The 432-nt window shown below is 44.7% G+C and carries 1 protein-coding gene; it reads left to right on the forward strand.

The window, feature by feature from the left end:
* On the forward strand, nucleotides 1–432 hold a 432-nt coding region (locus tag EII14_RS09110; protein ID WP_148090635.1), incomplete at both ends, for a transposase.

Below are 432 nucleotides of genomic sequence, written 5' to 3' on the forward strand. Positions count from 1 at the left end.
ATCTCATTACGGCTACAAACGTCATACGGCCACGGATGAAAACGGTTTGATTTTGGCCGAAGTCACCACACCGGCCAACCAAAGCGACATCAAGAATTTGAACACTCCTTTGGATAAGCTCGATTTACCGCAAGATACGCTTGTATTGGCAGATAAAGGTTATCGTTCGGCAGAGAATGAGGCTTATTTGAAAGGGCGAAAACTCAGATCGGGTCTTATGCATCGTGCCCAAAAGGATAAACCTTTGACTTCTTCCGAGAAAACCCTTAATCGTCTGATCAGCAGTTCTCGTTATGTAGTCGAACGTACTTTTGGATCCATCAAGCGTTGGTTTAGTGGCGAAACAGCCCGTTATGTAGGTTTGAGCAAGATGCATATGCAACACACTTTGGAGGCTATTGCCTACAATTTATACCGTTCTCCGGGGATTAT

It is taken from the genome of Alloprevotella sp. OH1205_COT-284, assembly GCF_003859795.1.
Lineage (GTDB): Bacteria > Bacteroidota > Bacteroidia > Bacteroidales > Bacteroidaceae > Alloprevotella.